The 15,072-nt window shown below is 61.6% G+C and carries 16 protein-coding genes and 1 pseudogene; 1 reads left to right on the top strand and 16 read right to left on the bottom strand.

Annotated features, from left to right (window positions below):
- Positions 1–7 precede the first annotated feature (7 nt).
- The 12 genes and pseudogenes from flhA to crcB form a co-directional block, all read right to left on the bottom strand.
- A complete protein-coding gene (flhA, locus tag EK373_RS16605) occupies positions 8–2,113 on the bottom strand; it encodes a flagellar biosynthesis protein FlhA (protein ID WP_129644858.1) in 2,106 nt (701 codons plus the stop codon).
- A 404-nt stretch (positions 2,114–2,517) separates the two neighbouring features.
- On the bottom strand, positions 2,518–2,958 hold the full coding sequence (locus EK373_RS16600; RefSeq protein WP_129644857.1) for a hypothetical protein: 441 nt from the start codon (positions 2,956–2,958) through the stop codon (positions 2,518–2,520).
- Between the two features lie 302 nt (positions 2,959–3,260).
- A complete protein-coding gene (gene flhB, locus EK373_RS16595; protein WP_129644856.1) occupies positions 3,261–4,376 on the bottom strand; it encodes a flagellar biosynthesis protein FlhB in 1,116 nt (371 codons plus the stop codon).
- Positions 4,377–4,385: 9 nt separating this feature from the next.
- Entirely contained in the window at positions 4,386–5,165 is a 780-nt protein-coding gene (gene fliR, locus EK373_RS16590) for a flagellar biosynthetic protein FliR (protein ID WP_129644855.1), read from the bottom strand.
- Positions 5,166–5,177: 12 nt separating this feature from the next.
- Positions 5,178–5,447 carry a flagellar biosynthesis protein FliQ gene (fliQ, locus tag EK373_RS16585; RefSeq protein WP_129644853.1) on the bottom strand — a complete coding sequence of 90 codons (270 nt, stop codon included), beginning with the start codon at positions 5,445–5,447 and terminating at the stop codon, positions 5,178–5,180.
- On the bottom strand, positions 5,444–6,211 hold the full coding sequence (gene fliP, locus EK373_RS16580) for a flagellar type III secretion system pore protein FliP (protein ID WP_269813689.1): 768 nt from the start codon (positions 6,209–6,211) through the stop codon (positions 5,444–5,446). The genes fliQ and fliP overlap by 4 nt, the downstream gene beginning before the upstream one ends.
- Entirely contained in the window at positions 6,211–6,708 is a 498-nt protein-coding gene (fliO, locus tag EK373_RS16575) for a flagellar biosynthetic protein FliO (RefSeq protein WP_129644851.1), read from the bottom strand. The genes fliP and fliO overlap by 1 nt, the downstream gene beginning before the upstream one ends.
- 33 nt (positions 6,709–6,741) lie before the next feature.
- Positions 6,742–7,011 (bottom strand): annotated as a pseudogene (gene fliN / locus EK373_RS16570) (flagellar motor switch protein FliN); the annotation flags it as partial.
- 127 nt (positions 7,012–7,138) lie between these two features.
- A complete protein-coding gene (gene fliM, locus EK373_RS16565; RefSeq protein WP_129644847.1) occupies positions 7,139–8,143 on the bottom strand; it encodes a flagellar motor switch protein FliM in 1,005 nt (334 codons plus the stop codon).
- A gap of 15 nt (positions 8,144–8,158) precedes the next feature.
- The gene (locus EK373_RS16560) at positions 8,159–8,659 is read right to left on the bottom strand and encodes a flagellar basal body-associated FliL family protein (RefSeq protein WP_157994393.1); all 501 of its coding nucleotides are present in this window, start codon (positions 8,657–8,659) and stop codon (positions 8,159–8,161) included.
- Positions 8,660–8,898: 239 nt separating this feature from the next.
- Entirely contained in the window at positions 8,899–9,420 is a 522-nt protein-coding gene (locus EK373_RS16555) for a GNAT family N-acetyltransferase (protein WP_129644843.1), read from the bottom strand.
- A 12-nt stretch (positions 9,421–9,432) separates the two neighbouring features.
- On the bottom strand, positions 9,433–9,816 hold the full coding sequence (crcB, locus tag EK373_RS16550; protein WP_129644841.1) for a fluoride efflux transporter CrcB: 384 nt from the start codon (positions 9,814–9,816) through the stop codon (positions 9,433–9,435).
- A 116-nt stretch (positions 9,817–9,932) separates the two neighbouring features.
- On the opposite strand from crcB, the gene EK373_RS16545 reads away from it, so the two are divergent.
- Positions 9,933–11,054 carry a hypothetical protein gene (locus tag EK373_RS16545; protein WP_129644839.1) on the top strand — a complete coding sequence of 374 codons (1,122 nt, stop codon included), beginning with the start codon at positions 9,933–9,935 and terminating at the stop codon, positions 11,052–11,054.
- Between the two features lie 3 nt (positions 11,055–11,057).
- Here the strand turns inward: EK373_RS16545 and EK373_RS16540 are convergent, their stop codons facing one another.
- The 4 genes from EK373_RS16540 to EK373_RS16525 all read right to left on the bottom strand — a co-directional run bounded on the left by EK373_RS16540 (position 11,058) and on the right by EK373_RS16525 (position 15,052).
- The gene (locus EK373_RS16540) at positions 11,058–12,449 is read right to left on the bottom strand and encodes a family 43 glycosylhydrolase (RefSeq protein ID WP_129644837.1); all 1,392 of its coding nucleotides are present in this window, start codon (positions 12,447–12,449) and stop codon (positions 11,058–11,060) included.
- A gap of 109 nt (positions 12,450–12,558) precedes the next feature.
- A complete protein-coding gene (locus EK373_RS16535) occupies positions 12,559–13,146 on the bottom strand; it encodes a 2-hydroxychromene-2-carboxylate isomerase (RefSeq protein ID WP_129644835.1) in 588 nt (195 codons plus the stop codon).
- Entirely contained in the window at positions 13,143–13,619 is a 477-nt protein-coding gene (locus tag EK373_RS16530) for a hypothetical protein (RefSeq protein ID WP_129644833.1), read from the bottom strand. The genes EK373_RS16535 and EK373_RS16530 overlap by 4 nt, the downstream gene beginning before the upstream one ends.
- On the bottom strand, positions 13,616–15,052 hold the full coding sequence (locus EK373_RS16525; RefSeq protein WP_129644831.1) for an FAD-binding oxidoreductase: 1,437 nt from the start codon (positions 15,050–15,052) through the stop codon (positions 13,616–13,618). Before EK373_RS16525 ends, EK373_RS16530 begins: the two co-directional genes overlap by 4 nt.
- Between the last annotated feature and the right edge of the window lie 20 nt (positions 15,053–15,072).

The raw sequence follows: 15,072 nt of genomic DNA, 5'->3' as shown, positions 1-15,072 counted from the left end.
ACTACTCTCAGCGACCGACCGCAGTGACCAAACGGACTTTGCGGTTGTCCGGAATCTCGTTCCACGCGAGCACGTGCATGTTCGGCACAATCGAGCGCATGAAGCGCGCCAGTGTCTGGCGCAACTGTGGCGGCACGAGCAACACTGCCGGCTCGCCCGTCAGCTCCTGACGCTGCGCGGCTTCCGCCAGACGACGCTGCATACGTTCCGCCAGGCCCGGCTCGAGACCCGGCGTCGCGGCGTTGTTGCCCGACAGCGAATTCGTCAACAGCTGCTCCAGGTCCGGCTCGAGCGTGATCACCGGCAGCTCGGTCGACATGCCCGCGATGTCCTGCACGATCTGTCGACCGAGCGCGACGCGAACGTGAGACTGCAACTGCACCGGATCCTGCGTACGCGCCGCGTGCTCCGCCAAAGTTTCGACGATCGTGCGCATGTTTTTGATCGGCACGCGCTCGGCCAACAAACCTTGCAAGGTGCGGACCACCGTGCCCAGCGGCAACAGCCGCGGAGTGAGATCTTCGACAAGCTTTGGCGCAGTCTTCGCCAGCGTGTTCAACAGGTGCTGCACTTCCTCGTGGCCCAGCAGCTCGTGTGCGTGCGTCTGGATGACGTTGCTCAAGTGCGTGGCAATCACGGTGCTGGCGTCGACAACCGTGTAACCGAGCGTCTGCGCGTGATCGCGCATGGAAGGCTCGATCCACACCGCTTCCATGCCGAACGCCGGGTCGCGTGTCTCGATGCCGTTCAGACGACCGAACACTTTGCCGGGGTTGATGGCGAGCTCGCGCTCCGGATAGATCACGCCGTCGCCCACCGGCACGCCGGCGAGATTGATGCGATAAGAATTCGGCGCCAGATCGAGGTTGTCGCGAATGTGTACTGTTTGTACCAGGAAGCCGAGATCTTGCGTGAGCTTGCGACGGACGCCGCGAATACGCGCCAGCAGATCGCCGCCCTGCGCCTTATCGACGAGCGGCACCAATCGATAGCCGACTTCCAATCCGATGATGTCGACCGGCTGCACGTCATCCCAGGTGAGTTCCTTCGACTCCGTCGCAGCCGGCGGCGGAGCTGCCGCTGCAGCGGCCGCAGCCATTTCTTCTTCAGACGGCTGCTGCAACGAACGCTTGTGAAGCATCCACGCGCCGCCACCGCAGATCGCCGCCATCATCAGGAACGGCAGGTTCGGCATGCCCGGAATGAGGCCCATCACACCCAGCAGGCTCGCAGCGATCGCCAGTGCGCGCGGCTGACCGAACAACTGCTTCGACAACTCGCCGCCCATGTCCTGCGCACTCGACACGCGAGTCACGATGATCGCGACCGCCGTCGACAGCAGCAGCGCCGGAATCTGTGCGACCAGACCGTCGCCGATCGCGAGCAATGTATAAGTACGAGCGGCGTCGCTGAACGACATGCCGTGAGCCATCATGCCGATGGCCAGGCCGCCCACCATATTGATAACGAGAATCAGGATGCCGGCCGTCGCATCGCCACGCACGAATTTGCTGGCGCCGTCCATCGAACCGTAGAAGTCCGCTTCCTGGCGAACTTCGCCGCGGCGGGTGCGCGCTTCTTCCTGCGTAATCAATCCGGCGTTGAGGTCGGCGTCGATCGCCATCTGTTTGCCGGGCATCGCGTCCAACGTGAAGCGCGCCGTCACTTCGGAGATACGGCCCGAGCCCTTGGTCACGACGATGAAGTTGATGATGGTGAGAATTGCGAACACGATCACACCGACGGCGTAATTGCCGCCGATCACGAACTCACCGAACGATGCGATGACCTTACCCGCCGCGTGGCCGCCTGTGTGACCGTGCAGAAGCACCACGCGCGTCGAGGCGACGTTCAACGCCAGGCGCAACAACGTGGCAAGCAGCAGGACCGTCGGAAAAATGGCGAACTCGAGCGGCCGCTGCACATAGAACACCACCATCACGACGATCAGCGACAGCGCGATGTTGAACGTGAACAACACATCCAGCGCCATCGGCGGCAACGGCAGGATCACCATCGCCAACGTCGCGAGCACGCCCACCGGCACTCCGATACCGGAGCGCAGCAGCGCTTTCAGGTCGAGCTTGGGTGCGGTTGCAGTGGCAGTGGCCATTCGTCGTCGTCAAAAATCCGTTGTCTGGGCTTGGCGTCGGTATTCCGGCGCACGCCTTATAGGGTGCAACTCGCGAGCCACCCGACTTCGGTCGCGGCGGGCGTTGGTCACAGTTTGGAAAGGAGCCGCTAAGGGAGCGGCCTAGAGGGCCGATAGCGGGCGGGGATGGGCCGATTGAACTGTGACAGAGGTCACGAGCGCACCGTCACGCGTTACCGATCCGCGAAGGCCAATGAGTCAACTTCCTCTCAGCGCCCTCCCCGGCCGGACGGATCGACCTCCGAGTGCGCAGTTGGCGTCTGTCACGAAGTCGAAACTCGGCGCCTCAACGAACAGGTCCGCCGGAACAGAGACCGGTTTCCCACAGACTTCACATCGTTCGCGCCTTTCTGCAGTTGCGTCACCTACTCGCGTCCAACAGACAACTCGCGGAGAAGTTCGCACAGCTGGAAAGGAAGGTCTCGACGCATGATCAAGCGATCGTGGGCATCCTCAAGGCCCTTCATGATCTCATGCGATTGCCAGAACCCAAGAAGCGCCCCATCGGCTTCACCGCCGATCTCGGCGAATAGCACATCGGTTCTGAATATGTCACTGACGCACCACGACACGTCATAAGCTGAATTTTTTTCAGAAAACTCCCTTTCATAGCGAGGGAAGTTCAGTGCGGTTGTCGCTCTATCTATTAGGAACAGCAATTCTACAAAGGAGGTTCGATCGCTGTTCCAAGGAAGCGCGAGTCGTGCAGGGAAGCACGCACTGATCGAGTGTCGGCATGGAGCTGGCATCGATACGTTGCCGCTCAGGAGTGAGCGGGCTCGCGAGTCTTCCAGAAAGTCGATCACGCACCACTCCCACGGCTCGTGACGATTTCACACACAAGGACAGTGACTACCGAGAAGAACAGGATGAAACGCACATGCGCATGTCACGCAAATGCCAGGATGGCGAAAATGGCGTGTCAAGGCATTACTCAAACTGAGTCGCGCCGCAGGTCGCAAGGAGCAGGCCTGCGGCGATTCCATCCACGTAATGATATTCATCAGACGCATTGCCGCGTGCGCGAACCACGGCAAGGCCCCTCATAACCTAAGAGTCCGCGTAGGCGATAACTCCGCGTAAGTGATCTACAGCTGGAGGATTCCCACTACTCTTCGACCGTCACATCCGGCCGTGGCGGCGGTTGGAAGCCGGAGCGCTTGGCGACGCGCAGCTGGAACACGTAAGTCAGAACCTGCGCCACGGCCTGATAAACGGCCGAGGGAATCTCGCCACCGATATCGACGTTTCGATACAGCACGCGGGCCAGCGGCGGCGCTTCGAAGATCGGCACGTTGTGTTCGGTCGCGACCTCACGGATGCGGGCGGCGACCAGGTCGACGCCCTTGGCGACGACGATCGGGGCGCGCATGCGCTTCTCGTCGTAGCGCAAGGCCACCGCGAAGTGCGTCGGGTTGGTGACGATCACATCGGCCTTCGGCACGTCCTGCATCATGCGCTGGCGGGCGAACTGCTGTTGCAACTGACGAATGCGGCCCTTCACTTCCGGCGAGCCTTCCGATTCCTTGTGCTCTTCGCGGATTTCCTGGCGGCTCATCTTCAATTGCTTGGCGTACGTGTACAGCTGATAAGGCACGTCGATGCCGGCGATGATCAGCAGGCCCGCTGTGATGGCGATCAATGCCTTGCCGGCCAGAGTGATGGTGTGAGCAATGGCTTGATGGAGCGGTTCCTGGCCGAGATTGAGCAGCGTGGTCACGTCGTTCCAGAGCACGATCACGGCGATCAGACCGACGATGCCGAACTTGGCCAACGCTTTGATCAGCTCGACCACCGCGCGCATGGAGAAGATGCGCTTCACACCTTCCAGGGGATTCAGCCGACTGAACTGCGGCATCAGTGCTTCGGTGCTGAATGACCAGCCGCCGAGCGCGAGTGGAGCGAGGATCGCGGCAAGGCAGATGATGCCGAGCACGGGCGCGCACATCTTCAAGCCATCGATCGCCGCGCTCGTCAGCATTGGAATCATCTGCGTGGCGTCCAGCGACTGCTCACGAGTCAGTGTGAGGCTGCGCTCCATGAACGCGTACATCTTCCCGGCGATCTGATCGCCCATCATGTACAGCGCCGCCGCCGCCGACATGGTCACCGCCGCCGCACTCAGCTCCCTGGATCTGGGGATTTGGCCTTTGCGCCTCGCGTCCTCGAGGCGCTTGGGAGTTGCGCTTTCGGTTTTTTCTTGTGCGTCATCGCCCTCTGCCATGGCTCACTCCTACGGCGAGACACGCAGCAGCGTACGAATGACTTCGAACGCTGCTTCGAGCGATTGATTGAAGGCGGCCAGCACGGAGGGCAGGCCGATGTACATGATCACCAGGCCGGAGATCAGCGTGATCGGGAAACCGACTGCGAACAAATTCAACGTGGGCGCGGCACGGCTCATCACACCGAACGCGAGATTCACAACCAGCAGCGCGGCCATGCCCGGCAGCGCGACGATCAACGCACCCGCGAACAGCTGAGTGCCCCACTGCGCCACGCGCCAGATCATTTCGCTGTCGAGACCGCTCATGCCGACCGGCAGGGTCGTAAAGCCTTGCACCAGGATTTCGATGAGCACGAGATGACCGTTGATCGCAAGAAACAGCAGCGTCACCAGGATCATGTACATCTGGCCGAGCACCGGCGTGCTGACGCCGCGCAACGGATCGACGTTGAACGCGAAGCCCAGACCCATGGTATTGGCCAGCAATTGCCCACCCATGGCGAGCGCATCGAAGATCAGTTGCAACACGAACGCGCTCGCGAAGCCGATCAGCAATTGATGAATGGTCACGACCACAGCCGCGAACGAAAACACTTCCACGTTCGGCGCCGGAATCAGCGGCGCGACGATGAATGTAATTGCTCCAGCCAGAAACAAACGTACCCGCGGCGGCACGAAGCCGGCGCCGAAGATGGGCGCCATCATGAAACAGGCGCCGATGCGCAGGAATGGCCACAGGTACTGCGCCAGCCAGGCTTCGAGCTGTCCTGTGGTGAGATTGATCATCGACGAGTGTGATCAGCCGATCAGGCCGGGAATGCTCTCGAACAGCTCGCGCGTGTAGCCGACGATGAGCTTCAACATCCACGGGCCGGCGATGACCAGCGTCGCCGCCATGCCGATGAGCTTCGGGATGAACGACAACGTCATTTCGTTGATCTGGGTCGCCGCCTGGAACACGCCGACCAACAAGCCGATCGCGAGCGCTGCGATCAGCAGCGGCGCCGCCAGCAGCATCGTGATCTCCAGCGCGTGGCGGCCGATGGTCATGATGGTTTCTGGCGTCATGTGTAGAAGCTCGCTGCCAGCGTGCCCATGATCAGGCCCCAGCCATCGACCAGCACGAACAGCATCAGTTTGAAGGGCAAGGAAATCAGCACCGGCGACAACATCATCATGCCCATGGACATCAGCACGCTGGCCACGACCAGGTCGATGATCACGAACGGAATGAAGATCAGGAAGCCGATCTGGAAAGCAGACTTCAGCTCACTTGTTGCAAATGCCGGCACTAGTATGCGCAACGGCACATCTTCGGGCTTATCGAAGCCCTGGCCGCCGGAGATGCGCACAAACGTCGCGATATCGCTTTCTCGCGTCTGATCGAGCATGAACTTCTTGAGCGGCTCCACGCCGGTGTTCATGGCGGTGGTCGCGTCCATCTTCCCTTCCATGTACGGCTGCACCGCCTGCGTATTCACCTGGTCGATGACCGGCCCCATGACGAACAACGTGAGGAACAGCGACAGGCCGATCAGCACCTGGTTCGGCGGCGCCTGGCCGGCGCCCAGCGCCTGGCGCAGGATCGCCAGCACGATCACGATGCGCGTGAACGCCGTCATCATCAGCACGATGCCCGGCAACAGCGTGATTGCCGTCATCAGGATCAGGATCTGCAGCGTCAACGAATACTGCTGACCGCCGCCCGGCGCCGTCGACACGGTGACCGCCGGAATGCCCTGAGCAAAAGATATGAACGGCGCGAGCAACATCAGAGCCGCCAGCGCGTACCGCGCGAGCCCCCGGCCGCGCAGCTTGTCGAACGCGCGCATCACAGTCCGAGGCTCCGCTTCAGGATCGATTTGAAATCGGTGGGGTGGCGAGGATCACTGGGCGCGACCGGAGTGCCCGGAGTCTGCGGCGTTACAGGCTCATCGAGAACGTACAGTGTGCTCACGCGGCCTGGCGCCACGCCGACCAGCAACTGCTGCTTGCCGACCTGCACGAGCACGACGCGCTCCTTCGCACCGACGGCGATCTCGGTAACGACATGCAGAGCACCGTTACCAAACTTGCCAAAGCCGCGCAGACGACGCGTGATCCATGCGGCCGCGAAGACGATGCCCAGCACCAGCAACAGAGACAGCGTCACCTGAGTCAGGCTGCCCGCGCCAACGGCGGCGGGGGCCTGCGATGCTTCGGGGGCCGCGAATTTCTCGGCGCCAAATACCATCGGTGCAGCTAAACACAGGATGCCGATCGCGGCCGTGACGGCCAGACCTCGAAGCGCCACGCCACGAATGACGGACAGCATCAAGGTGCGCGGCATGAGAACTTTGCCCTGACTCACTTCGACATCAACTCACTTCAGCTTGCGGATGCGCTCGGACGGCGAGATCACGTCGGTGAGACGGATGCCGAACTTCTCGTTCACGACCACGACTTCGCCGTGCGCCACCAGCGTGCCGTTGACGAACACGTCGAGCGGCTCGCCGGCCGCGCGATCCAGTTCCACCACCGAGCCCTGATTGAGCTGCAGCAGGTTGCGGATCGGGATGCGCGTGCGGCCCACTTCCATCGACAGCGTGACCGGCACGTCCAGGATGACTTCCAGGTTCACATCGGTGGGCGATCCGCCCGGCAGACCGGGATCGGGCTGCGGCTGGGGAGCCGCGCGCTGGCGCTGTTCCTGCTCCAGCAGTTCGGCAAACTGGGCAGCCTGGGCCGCCTCCATTGCTTCTCTACTCATGCTCATGGGTTCAAACCTTCGCGTTCAAGATGTCCAGCATTCGTGGACGCATACGGGAGATACGATCTTCGACCTGCACGGCCTGCTGGCCGTTGGAAACACCGAACTTGCCGCGGAAGATGGGCACGTCCTCGGCCATGATCGTGGCGCGGCCGGTGAAGTCGCACGGCAGGATGTCGCCGGCCTTCATATCCATCAGCTGACGCATGGTGAGCTTGGAGCGGCCCAACAACGTCGTTAACTCGACTTCGGCGTCCTCGATCTCTTCCTTCAGCGCACTGACCCAGCGCTCGTCGTGCTCGACCCGGTCGCTCGCCACGCCGGCGTCCAGCAACTCGCGCAGCGGCTCGATCATCGCGTACGGCATGGTGATGTGAATATCGCCGCCGCCGCCGTCGAGCTCGACGTGGAAGCTGGTGATCACGACGATTTCGGTCGGGCTCACGATGTTCGCGAAGTGCGGGTTGATTTCGGAATTGACGTATTCGATGTCCAGGGGCTGCACGTGCGACCAGGCTTCTTTGAGATCGGCGAACACGTGCTTGAGCAGCATGTGAATGATCCGCTGCTCGGTCGCGGTGAATTCGCGGCCTTCGATCTTCGCGTAACGGCCGTTGCCGCCGAAGAAATTGTCGACCGTGGTGAACACCAGCTTCGGATCGATCACGATCAGGCCGGTGCCCCGCAGCGGCACGATCTTCACCAGGTTCAGATTCGTCGGCACGTGCAGCGTGTGCACGTACTCGCTGAACTTCAGCATCTTCACCGGCGCCACCGCGACTTCCGGCGTCCGGCGCAGCAGGTTGAACAGGCTGATGCGGAACAGGCGCGCGAAACGCTCGTTGATCATCTCGAGCGTGGGCATGCGCCCGCGCACGATGCGAACCTGATTCGAGAAATCGTAGTTGCGCGCCTCGCCGGGCGCGACCGGCGCTTCAGTCTTGACGGCGCCGCTGTCTACGCCATGTAGCAGGGCATCGATTTCATCTTGATTTAGAATGTCACTGCCGGACATGTCTCAATCTCTGGGTTACTGCATTACGAAGCTGGTGAAGTACAACTGCTCGACGTTCTCCGCCTTGCCGCCTTCGGCCGCGATCACGTCCGCCACCGCCTTGAGCGACTGGGTGCGCAGCTGTTCCTTGCCTTCACGCGAGCTCAACGTCTCGAACGTCTGGCCGCCGAGCAGCATCAACAGGTCATTGCGCAGCTTCGGATCGTGTTCCTTGAGCAACTCGGCGGTCGCCGGGTCGCGGGTCATCACTTCGATGCTGACCTGGAGGAAGCGCGTCATTCCCTTGTTCTGGAAATTCACCACGAACGGCGGATCGAACTTGCTGTAGATCGCCGGAGTCTTGACCGCCGGCGCAGTCTCGGCAGCCGCCTGCTCTTCGCCACCCTTCTTCGCGGTCATGAAATAAACGCCGCCACCCGCTGCTCCCGCAGCGAGAATCGAGCACAACACAATCACCAGCATTTTGGATTTGCCGGGTGCCGCAGCAGGGGCTTCGGCAGCAGGAGCATCGGACATCGCGCATTCCTCGAAGACTTCGTCGCTGCCGAAGAAGAGCAAGCGACGTGCCACGCCCTCCAGGGGGTGTGCAAGTGATTAATTCAGAAGAGAAATACCCGAAAAACACAGTGTGAACTGCGACACACCGCAAAACGGCGACGGAATCTTGGCGCGGGCAATTGTGACGTGCTGCTCAAGTGCACGTCGACTCGCATCCGGCAGGTGTCAAATGCTGGACGCGGTAAGGGTTGCAGTTATCAGCCTTCGACGGGCTTACTCGGCGTCTGCAGCGTCAATTGATAGAACGCCAGATCCAGCCAGCTGCCGAACTTGTAGCCCGATTCGCGGATCGTGCCCGCGTGCACGAAGCCGAGCTTCTCGTGCAGGGCGATGCTGACCGCATTGGTCGCGTCGATGCCGCCCACCATCACGTGCAAATCCTGCGCGCGGGCCGCCTCTATCAGACGTTCCATTAACGCCAAACCGAGACCCTTGCCCCGGTGATCCTGGTGCACGTACACCGAATGCTCGACGGTGTACTTGTAGGCCGGGCGCTCGCGAAAAACACCATAAGTGGCGAAGCCCATCAGCGCCCCGCTCTCGTCCTCGACGCCGATGACCGGGTAGTTCTTCGCGTCCTTGGCCTTGAACCAGGCCACCATGCTGTCCGGCGTGCGTTCCACATACTCGTACACCGCAGTGGAAGAGCGGATCTGCTCGTTGAGGATGTCCAGGATCGCCGGCCCATGCCCTGCCAAGGTGCACTTCACGAACTTCATCGCCTGTTCTCCTTAGCCGACGCCGCGCGCCGTGAGCTCGTACCCCAGCCACGCAACCAGCAAGCCAACGACGATGCTCACGACCGCGTTGGCGATCGCCACGCCCGGCTCGCCGCGCTTGAACAACAACAACGTCTCCAGGCCGAACGCCGAGAACGTCGTGAACCCGCCCAGGAAGCCGGTGAACAGGAAGACTCGCGCCTCCGGCGTGAACAAATCCTGCTTCACGGCCAAGCCTGCCAGCAGCCCGGCGATCAAGCAGCCAATGACGTTGACCGCGAACGTGCCGCTGGGAAAGCGCCAGTTCGGGCTCTGGTGCAACACCCACCCCGACAGCTTGAAACGCGCCACCGAACCGATGGCGCCGCCGATCGCGACCAGCAGGATCTGGTTCAATTTGTCACCTCGTCAAAAGCATATAGCAGCAGTTGCTCATTGAATCACGGCTGTAACCCTGTGCCCCATCGCTCGCGTCCAAGCCGACAGACAGGGCAACTGGCATCGAGGGCGCGATGTTTCAGGATTTCAGGCCGGCCGCGGCTGGCGTAATTCTATTCGTTTGCGGATTGCTGAGCATTACGAGCAGCGCCGCCGGCGAAAATGGCGACTTCACCAGTGCCGTCGGCGAACAGGCGATCGCCCGGTCCATGAAGGCCGCGCTGCAGGGAAATGCCAGGCTCGCAGCCGCGGCGCTGCAATCGGCGGCGAGGAGTAGCTTCGCTGGCAAAGACGTTGTTTATCGACGCTGCATGCTGCAGCGATTCGGCCCTGACGCCACGCCGCCGCCGCGACCGGAGGTGGGCGATCCGTTCCTCAGTGATGTGCTGGGGTTGTATCAAACGTACTGGTGGCATGCATTGATGTTCCCTGCCACGCGTGACCGCCACAGCGGCGAACTCCAGCGCGGCCTCAGCAATCTGCTGGGCGAGCCGGATGTGATCACCGACTGGGACGCGCTGGATGAGCGAGTGGCCCGCGAGTTGCGCGCACGAGGATATTACTCGCAGTTGGGAAACACTCCGCCACTGCGGGAACTGATGGTCTGGCGCAAACAGGATTCCTCCGTGCGCGAGGTGCGGCTGCCCGAGCGCAGCTATCCGGTGCAACTCGAAGTGTTGAATGACTTCGTCACGCGCGGTTGGAGCTCGTTTGCACGCTGCGAGCGTAGCTCGAACGGTGGCTGGGCCACCGATGAGCGCCTGTACGCCGTCGGCCCCGCATTCCCGCAGGGCCTGGATAGCGAAGCCTTCCGTGCCAGCCTGCTCGGCCACGAAACTCAGCATTTCGCCGATCTTCAGCAGTTCCCCAGCCTGGCCGCGTGGGAATTGGAATATCGCGCGAAGCTTACCGAGCTGTGGACGTCGAGGGACTCCCTGCGATTTCTGCTCGGTAAGTTCAATCGGGACCAGGGCGACGACGAGCAAGTGCCGCACCTGTTCGCGAACAAGCGAGTGCTACGCGATCTGCAGGCGTACCTGTCCGCAAATGGCTCGGCGCCCGCACAAGAGGATCTGTCCGATGTACCCGCAGACGAGCTTCGCGCGGCCGCTGCCGAAGTGTTGACTCGCGACACTCGCACGAGAGAGCACGCCGCGAGCATGGCCGGGACGAGCCCGGCCATGCCCGGCAAGTGAGCGCTACGGGCTCGTCGCCGAGCTGACGTATTCGAACGCCCACTGCTGGTTGAAACTGATGTTGTCGTACCAGAACTGCATGACGGCGCCGTCGCCCGTCTGGCCGCCGGTGTCTATGGCCTTGCCGTTGGAACGGTTGACGATCTTGTAGTAGGAGTCCACGGCGACGAGCGTCCACTGCTGATTGAAGCTGGGACTGTCGGCCCACTGCCCGACCGCTGAGCCATCGGCTGTGCGACCGACGCTGTCCAGATATTTGCCGCCGGTCACTGCTCGCAATTTCGAATAGCCACCGGAAGTCGTGAGTATCCAACGCTGGTTCGCGCTGTTGCTGGACGCCCACTGCGCTACGTCGGCGCCATCGGCCGTCGCGCCGAGGTTGTCCAGATATTTGCCAGTGGCTCGATTGCGAATTCGATACGTGCCATTGGCGAGCGTTCCGCCCTGCGATGGCAGGTTTACGCCTGCAGCGACCGGCCAGCCATTGCTGAAGCTCATCGTGGTGATTCTCAGCTTCGCCGCGCCGTTATCGTTGCCGTCGTAGAAGTGATAAGTGAGCTTGCCTTCGCCGACGCCTACGTGCCCCGGCCCGATGTATCTTCCATCGCGATTGGGAAGGAATATGCTGCCGCCGCCGTTCAGCACGCTCGCGCCGGCCTTGTCGAGATACGGGCCGGTGATGCTGGTCGAGCGACCGACGACTGTGTAGTACGTGCTGTTCACGCCGTTACAACACAGGCCGCGCTGGAAGAACAGGTAGTAATAACTGCCGTTCTTGTGCAGGTACGGCGCTTCCACCTGGCCGGGCACGAGATCCCAGCGACTGGAGTTGAGCGCCTTGCCGTTCGACGGATTCAACTGCAGCAGGTCGATGCCGGTCTGCCAGTTACCCCACGTCAGCCAATGATTGCTGCCGTCGACCAGCGGCGCCGGATCGATGGCGTTGTTGCCGGCAACGACCAGCCCCTGATCGGTCCACGGGCCGGCCAGATTCGTCGCCGTCGCCAGTCCTATCGCGGCGGGCGCGCCCTGCCCTGCACAGGAGTAGTAAAGCCGATACTGACCGTTGACGTTGATGACATCCGGCGCCCAGAAGAAGCCGTTGAATCCCGACACGTAATTGTTGATCCAGCTGGGCCACGTACCCACTGGAAAAACCGGGTTCTCGACGCGCCAGTCGGTGAAGTTCGCGTTGCTCGAGGACATCGCCCAGACACCGTCGCCGGTCGTAAATATCCAATAGCGCCCGTCGACGTTGCGGATCATGCGCGAGGGGTCGTGACTCGGCGCGACCTGCGCATGGGCCGATTGGTTGAACAGCAGTAACGAGCTGAGGAAGAACAGGATGACCGCCAGAAGGCGGGGTAAAGGTATCCGGCCGTGCAGTTCCATCATTGGAATCTCCCGTTGGATGAGTGACTGATCCGTGTCGGCCGACGGGATTTATATTGTCTGACAATTTAAATCGGCGCAAGACCCTGGTAAAAGCCGCTCGAAATGCGGTTCACCGCTGCGCCCACGCGAGGGCATCTTCGAGCCGGTCATTGCCCCAGAACAGTTCGTCTCCCACGACGAACGACGGCGCGCCAAAGATGCCTCGCTCCATCGCTTCCGCAGTCTGAGCCTTGAGCGTGTCCTTGGCCGTCGGCGTTTGCGACGTCGCGAGAATCGCCGCGGCGTCCTGACCGAGCGCAGTCAAGCATTGCTCCACGACGGCCGGACTGGAGATGTCCGCATCATCTACAAAGTTCGCCCGATAGACGGCACGAACGAAGTCCGGCACCCACGCTTGCTGTGCATGCGAACACACCACCCGCGCCGGCAGCAAACCATTGCGCGGGAACACCGTCGGTTTGCGCAAGGGAATATCCTGACGCTCACAGATTCGTTCCATGTCGCGCCACATGTATCGACCCTTCGCCGGATAGATGTTGAACGGTGAGTCGTTCCAACCCTGCCGGTTGAAAATCGGTCCCAACAGGAACGGGCGCCATACCACTTGCACACCTCGGCTGGCCGCGAGCGCACCGATGCGCATCGCCGCCGGATAGGAATAGGTGCTGGCAAATTCGAACCAGAACTCGATCTTCACGCGGGCTCCCCCTTGGCACGGACATCCATGCTAACCGACGACGGTCTGGCGAGCACCAGCAGGAATAGCGCCAGCACCCAGTGGAACGCAACCGGAATGCCTCCGGCATCGGTCAGGTTGTCCGCGCCTCGCGCGAACTGAAACACCAGTCGCAATACCATCACGACAAAGTAAGCGACAGCAAACCTACGCACCCACGGCATCCCGTGGCTGGAATCGCTCGACGCGCGACGCCCCGCCTGCATCTCGCGCATCGCCAAGGCGGACATGAGCATCAAGATCGCGATCTGCACTGGGACCAGTAGCGGATACGGAATCAGCCCTGAATACCAGTCGCTCATCGGTGGCAACCAGGACGGAGCGGCGAGCAGCACTTCCAGTTGCCCCACGACGCGCAACCAGAACAGGAACGTACAGGCCCACAGCACTATTACTCGGCCACGATTCGATTCCAACGCGTGCAGGCTGTTCATGGCGTCCTTGCGAGCTCGTCGCGGTAGTGCCGATACCAATCGCTTTGAAATACTTCCTGCGGATCCAGACTTCTCTTGGACGCCAGGAATTGTTCGAACATCGGATAGCAGCTACGAAGCTGGGCGACCGAGGCGTGCCGATGATAGGTGAGGAAGTAGCTGCCGCCGTGATTGATGGCGATATCGATCAATCGGCGAAAGGCGTCGGCCGAAGTGGCCAGGCCACGAGCATCGTGATCCACATGGAGGTTGAAAATGACGCACGCGAAGCGCTCGCGAGCCCAGGCCATGAACGTTTCTGTGTCCGGCTCGATCAGTCGCACCGTGCCGTAGATGAAGTCGACCCGATGTCGGAGGAAATCCTTGCGCACATCCTGCATGAAGGCAGCCAGCCGCCCGCGAGGCACATACAGCTCCGTGATCATTTCCGATCCGGCGACCTGCGGCTGCAGCGCCTCGTCGAGCTTGCCGTGATAGTCGTCCAGGTACACGCTCAACTGATGCGTGTCGCTCCAGTAGATCTGCCCGGAAGATTGCAGATAGAAGTCCGCAAACTCGTTGAACGCCTGCAGCTTGTTGCGATGGGCGAGATACAGCAGGCGACGCCAGTCCGCCGGCGACAAGCGAATCTGACCGGACGGAATCGGCGTGTCGGCAGCCACCGGCCGATAGCAGGAGAAGACGCCGCGAGACAGGAACCCGCGATCCTCCGGTGCACTCGAGAACTGGAAGTCGCCGTAAAGATAGCCGCTATCGATCCGCTCCTGAAAGCGCTCGATGATTTGTTCCACCCGCGCGAGCTCCACGACGCGCTCCACTTTCTGCCGCGGCGCCAGGCGCAGCTTCACTGACGTGACGACTCCGAAAAGCCCATAGCCACCGACCACCAGCCGAAACAGATCATGGTTTCGGGCACGACTGCACTCGACGACCGAGCCGTCGGCCAACACCACTTCGACAGCTTCGATGTCCTTGACGAATGGCGAGTAAGCCAGCCCTCGCCCGTGAATGTTGGCCGCCACGGCGCCGCCCAGCGTCAAACGATCCGCGCCAGTTTGTTTCTGGCGGATGCCCCACGCGCTCGCTCCATCACGCTGCGCAATCACGTAGTGTCGTATCAAGTCCGGCCAGGTGATCCCAGCCTGCGCGTGAATGATTCCTCGCTCGCGATCGAAGCCGAGCACCTTGTCCATCGAGCGCATATCCAGCAGCCATGCATCGGTCGCAAACTGCTGGCCACCCATCGCATGACACGATCCGGCGACGCTCAGGCTCTGACCACGCAGCTCGGTCCGCCGCACCGCATGCACCACATCATCGACCGACCTCGGTGCAATTCGCCCAAGCACCCTCGTCGAATTGAGGTGGGAGTGCTTGTCGTTGCAAACCTCGCGGTGTTCTTCCCTGGACTCGAACGTTGCCAGCGCGCTCATAATCGTTCCTTCATTGCCGT

This window comes from Peristeroidobacter agariperforans (assembly GCF_004138335.1).
Classification (GTDB): Bacteria; Pseudomonadota; Gammaproteobacteria; order Steroidobacterales; family Steroidobacteraceae; genus Steroidobacter; species Steroidobacter agariperforans.
This window is presented reverse-complemented; position numbering and strand designations above follow the sequence as displayed.